Here is a 5340-nt window from a genome sequence, read left to right as displayed (position 1 = left end):
ATCTTAAACAAGCTGCTACAATTGTTGCTTCGTTTGTTTATCATACCTCACAACGCGCCGAAATGATCCCGCGTAAGGAGTTGCCAAAACCACAGCCGGCAAGGCAATAATTATTATAATATCCTATTTAAAAAGCGATGCCGTTAAGCATCGCTTTTTTTGTTTAAAACCTTTTGCAATCACCTTTTATTCTTAATTGTTGTGTAGTTGATTTATACCATTTTTATAAAATTTGTGTGAAAAACACTGCTTTATTCGTTTATTTTCCTTAAATAGAACACTCTATAGGCCGTTAATTTCCATAAACCGTTTTAATAAATTAATTTTGTATGTTTAATGAACCTATTTATAAAACCCCAAAAACCAGGGAAATCAACAGACGAGGAACTACTTAGTGATTATCGCGCAAGCGGTAACCTAACAGTTTTGGGCAGCTTATATGAACGATATATGCCCCTTGTTTATGGCGTTTGCCTTAAATATCTGAAAGATGAGGAACTGGCCAAAGATGCCGTAATGGGCATTTTTGAAGAACTGGTTGATAAGGTTAAAAAGCATGAAATTAACCAGTTCAGGAATTGGGTTTATGTACTTGGGCGCAATTATTGTTTGATGCAGCTGCGGAGCGGTAAAAAGATGGAGTTGGTTAATTTAGATGAAGTTATGGAATTTACCCCCTTTTTGCATCCTGATGATAATAACAGGGAAGAAGCGCTAAAAGCTTTGGAAAATTGTATAGCAGGCCTGAACGGCGGGCAAAAACAAAGTATCGACCTGTTTTATTTAAAAGAGAAGTGTTATAAAGAAATTGCCGATATAACCGGATATACTTTAAATGAGGTAAAAAGCTATATCCAGAACGGTAAAAGGAATTTGAAAATTTGCCTCGAACGGAACAGTGCATAGTAAAAAGGCAAATATATTGCAAATACAGAAGTATCTCAACGGAGAGCTTGATGCCCCTGCTATGCATAAACTGGAGATAGAGGCACTAAACGACCCTTTTTTGATGGATGCATTGGAAGGATATGAAAACATGGGGACAAGTCAACAATTAAACCTTGGCGACCTTACAGCGAGGCTGCAACAACGTACAGGAGAAAATAAAGGCCGTGTGATACCATGGACTGTTTGGCCAATAGCGGCTTCGGTTTTAATAGCATTAAGTTTAGGCGGGCTTTATCTTAACAGGGCGTCTAAACCCGAATTGCAGAACAATAATATTGCAGAAAACAGAAATTCCACACCGCCTTTGGTCGCCGCTACTGATACCATAAAAACGGCGGACACGGTTAAAAAAGCGAATACAAATCTGCCCGGAACTGTACAGGCGCCTTTAATTGCGGTAACCAAAAAATCAAGAAGAGTAAAACAATCGGCTAATGCACTTTATCAACAGGAGATCTCGGCCGGTGATAATAAAACTGCCAACACTATTACCCCTCCTCCGGCAGGCAGCAACATGCTGGCAGAACCGGCAGCTCCTGCGCCAGTAGCCAAAGATAAGGTTGTACTGAAGGAAGAAGGCAATTTAAGTGAACGGATAGTAGCCGGATACACAGCCCCAATTACCAAAAAAGATACAGCAAGCTCGGATGCGATTCTATTAAGAGCAAATACTACTGTGGCTAAATCAAAAGGCCCACTACAATTTAAATTGCCCGGAAAGGTTGACGGCGTTACATCTTCACCGACAACTGTTTTTGGCGGCAAAGCGGCGGCCGAGTCGTTATACATTGCCGGTACCATTATTTCGAGAGATGATGGCTCGCCTTTAATTGGCGCAGCAATCAGGATCAAGGGCACTAACCGCAGCACGGTAACTGATGTTAATGGTAAATTTGCGCTGAGTTCGCCAGGCGATAAAGCTACGCTTGACGTGGTTTATATTGGTTACGAACCAAGACAGGTTAGTGCCACACGCGGCGATAGCATCAAAGTAGCGCTTAAGCCCGATTCCAGGGCGTTGAGTGAAGTTGTAGTAACTACATCTAAAAGAGATGATGACAACGGCGATGTAAGCGTCACGGCGGCGCACCCGCAGTTGGGTTGGGGCAGCCTTAAAAAATACCTGCAAACCAATGCCATATTGCCTGATAATACTACGGGCACGGTTACCGTAACCTTTACGGTATTTCCGAGCGGTATAATCGATGAGTTCAGTGTTAAAAAGAGCCTGAATGAGACGGCTGATCAAAAAGCAATCGAACTCATTAAAAATGGCCCCTCATGGGTTGGGAGTACCAACAACAAGCCCGAGGTTGTTACTGTAAAGGTTAAATTCCAAAAGCAGAAATAAAATCGCTATAAATAAAAATGGCAGTGTTGGTTAAACTAACACTGCCATTTTTTATGTCTTGATTTCCGGTTTTATTGTCCGGTAGTTTTTTTCTTATCAGCAAAAGCGAATACTTTTTGCAGCAATGGCGTTGTGCGTGCACCGAGGTTTTGACGGATATTAAGCTCTTCTTTAGCGATCTCCACAAATAAGCCATCGATAGCTTTCTGGGTTACATAATCGCTGATATCAGGATTGAGCTTTGATACAAACGGTACTTTATTGTAAGCCTGTGCAGCATCTGTATAGTATTTGGTAGCGTTCACCTTATCTAAACTGGTTTGAATAACAGGCTTAAATTGCAGGCTTAGCTTTGCTGTGGTAGTACGTTTAAAGTATTGTGTTGCCGCATCCTGGTTACCCAATAAAATATTGGTAACATCCTGCAGGGTCATTTGCTTAATAGCATCAACAAAAATAGGTTTTGCCTGCTTTGCGGCATCTTCTGCTGCGCGGTTAAGTGAAAGGATCACGTTATCGCAAAGGCTGTTTAGGCCAAGGCTTCGTAATGTTTTCTCTGCCTTTTGAGCTTCAGGTGGGAAAAGGATCTTGATGGCTGCATTGCCAAAAAAACCATTAACTGCCGATAGCTGATCAGAGCTTTTACCTGTGCCTATTTGAAGGGCCTGTTTTAAACCATTGCCAATTTCGAGAGAAGACGGCGTCCCCTGGTTTTGAACGGTGGCGTTGGCTACCTGGTTCAATGTATCGCAACTGGTTAAGGTAATAAAAGCTATTAAAGCGGGGATAATAAGTAGTCTTGTTTTCATAGTAAGTAAAGCTAACAAAATTACTGCCTGTTTGTTTATGCAAAGAAATGTAACAATGCAAATACACCGGCTGCTATCAGGGCCGAAATCGGTATGGTAATGATCCAGGCCCAAACCAGGTTAATGGTTACGCCCCAGCGTACTGCTGATACACGTTTAGTTAAGCCTACACCTATAATTGAGCCTGTAATTGTATGCGTTGTTGAAACAGGAATACCGAAACGCTCGGTAATAAATAACGTGATAGCACCCGCTGTTTCGGCACTTACACCTTCAAGCGGGGTAACCTTGGTTATTTTTGAGCCCATGGTTTTAACGATTTTCCAACCGCCCGACATGGTACCAGCAGCAATAGCCGAGTAACAAGCTAAAGGGATCCACTCAGGCATTACCGAACCTGGTTTTATCACCTTTGAAGCAATAAGGCTTACATACAGGATACCCATCACTTTCTGCGCGTCGTTACCACCGTGGGCAAAGCTTAAGGCTGCCGATGAAACCAACTGCATACGCTTAAACCAGCGTTCGGCAGTAGCTGGTCTTGCAGCTTTGCATAGGTGTAGTATCAATATGGTTACAACATAGGCTATGATCAAACCAATGAACGGCGCCAATACTATGTAAGCAACAATTTTAAGTACATATTGCATTTCAACGGCATGGAGGGCATTAGCGCCCATGTAAAGCGCATTGGTCATACCGGCTCCGGCGAAGCCACCTATAAGGGTATGCGACGAACTGGATGGGATCCCGAACCACCAGGTAAACAGGTTCCAGGTGATGGCGGCTACTAAACCTGCCAGGATCACATGCAGGGTAACGTAGTGCTCCAATACAATTTTTGATACGGTATTGGCTACTTTATGGTCTTTGATAAAAAAGTAAGCGGCAAAATTAAATACAGCAGCCATTAACACAGCCTGAAACGGCGTTAACACTTTGGTAGATACGATGGTAGCAATTGAGTTAGCTGCATCATGAAAGCCATTGGTATAATCAAACAACAGGGCGAGTACAACAATAACTACAAGTAGGGAAGTAACCATTTAGCTGGGGATAAGATTTACTTAAGCGTTTTTAACTAAGATTGACTCCATAACATTAGCTGCATCTTCACACATATCGGTGGCAGTTTCAAGAGCGGCTAATATTTCTTTGTATTTGATCAGGCGGATAGCATCCTTTTCATACAGGAACAGGTCGGCTACGGCACGATCAAAAACATAGTCGGCCTGGTTTTCAACACTGTTTATCCTGATGCATGAATCGGCTATGTTGCGTACATTCCTGAGATCTTTCAGTTCTTTTACAGCTTTTTCCAAATCAATGCTGGCCTGCAATATCAGGTCAGATAGTTTGCGGATGTGCTCGTTCAAATCATCTATCCTGTACAGGCTCATGCGGTTTGCAGCGCCTTGTATATAATCGGCTACATCATCGATAGCTGTTGCAAGGGCGTGAATATCCTCACGATCAAACGGCGTGATGAAGTTTTTGCCCAGCTCCAGGTAAATCTGGTGAGTGTATTCGTCGCCTTTATTTTCCAGTTTGTCAATCTGTTTGTATAGGTCCTCACGGGTTTGGGCATTGTTGGAGTTAACTGCTTCAACCAGTATTGTTGCCATGGCTACAACATTGGCTGCGGCTTGTTCAAACAGCGGGAAGAATATCTTTTTATCCTTGGGTACAAAATACTGGAATATACTGTTAAGCGACATAGTGATTTAAAATTGGTGTAAAGGTACGGTTAGTATGTTAAATTATTGTTAACTTTTTAGCACAGGTAAATTCGGGAATGGGATGGTTTGTTTAGCCCTTGCCAGGGTAAACCCAAAGGTTGAGCCCAGTCCTTCGGTACTGCGTACATTGATGGTTTGCTGGTGGGCTTCAATAATATGCTTTACAATAGCCAATCCCAGCCCGGAACCGCCGATCTGCCTTGAACGGCTGCTGTCGGTACGGAAAAAGCGCTCGAATAACCTTGACAAAAACTTTTCTTCAATGCCTATACCGTCATCCGTAACTTCAACCAAAACCTGGTCATGCAATACAAAAAGGCTTACCGAGGTGCTGCCCTCTTCTTTGCCGTACTTAAAAGAGTTATCTATCAGGTTTACCAGTACCTGTCTTATCTTTTCCCTGTCGGCATTTACCACAATAGGCTCATCATATTTTTGTTTAAATATAAGTTTGATGTGGTATTGCTTGCCCTTGATCTCCAACGATTCAAAA

Annotated in this window: 6 protein-coding genes; 2 read left to right on the top strand and 4 right to left on the bottom strand. The window is 42.5% G+C overall.

Going from position 1 to position 5340, the window contains the following annotated elements:
• Positions 1 to 336: 336 nt before the first annotated feature.
• Together VF500_RS29390 and VF500_RS29385 are read left to right on the top strand one after the other, a co-directional pair.
• Positions 337 to 906, top strand: a complete 570-nt coding sequence (locus tag VF500_RS29390; protein ID WP_330863064.1) for a sigma-70 family RNA polymerase sigma factor — start codon at positions 337 to 339, stop codon at positions 904 to 906.
• Positions 907 to 922: 16 nt separating this feature from the next.
• Positions 923 to 2299, top strand: coding sequence for a carboxypeptidase-like regulatory domain-containing protein (locus VF500_RS29385; RefSeq protein ID WP_330863063.1), 1377 nt, complete (start codon positions 923 to 925; stop codon positions 2297 to 2299).
• Positions 2300 to 2370: 71 nt separating this feature from the next.
• Here the strand turns inward: VF500_RS29385 and VF500_RS29380 are convergent, their stop codons facing one another.
• The 4 genes from VF500_RS29380 to VF500_RS29365 all read right to left on the bottom strand — a co-directional run.
• Complete coding sequence (locus VF500_RS29380) at positions 2371 to 3108, bottom strand: DUF4197 domain-containing protein (protein WP_330863062.1); 738 nt, start codon at positions 3106 to 3108, stop codon at positions 2371 to 2373.
• Positions 3109 to 3143: 35 nt separating this feature from the next.
• A complete protein-coding gene (locus VF500_RS29375; protein WP_090532528.1) occupies positions 3144 to 4154 on the bottom strand; it encodes an inorganic phosphate transporter in 1011 nt (336 codons plus the stop codon).
• A gap of 21 nt (positions 4155 to 4175) precedes the next feature.
• A complete protein-coding gene (locus VF500_RS29370; protein WP_091209670.1) occupies positions 4176 to 4826 on the bottom strand; it encodes a DUF47 domain-containing protein in 651 nt (216 codons plus the stop codon).
• 48 nt (positions 4827 to 4874) lie between these two features.
• The coding region (locus VF500_RS29365) for a sensor histidine kinase (RefSeq protein WP_330863061.1) at positions 4875 to 5340 on the bottom strand (466 nt) is incomplete at its 5' end.

The sequence above is a fragment of the Mucilaginibacter sp. genome, assembly GCF_036383575.1.
Classification (GTDB): Bacteria; Bacteroidota; Bacteroidia; order Sphingobacteriales; family Sphingobacteriaceae; genus Mucilaginibacter.
Note: the sequence above shows the minus strand (reverse complement) of the source record. Positions and strands in the feature narration are given on the sequence as shown.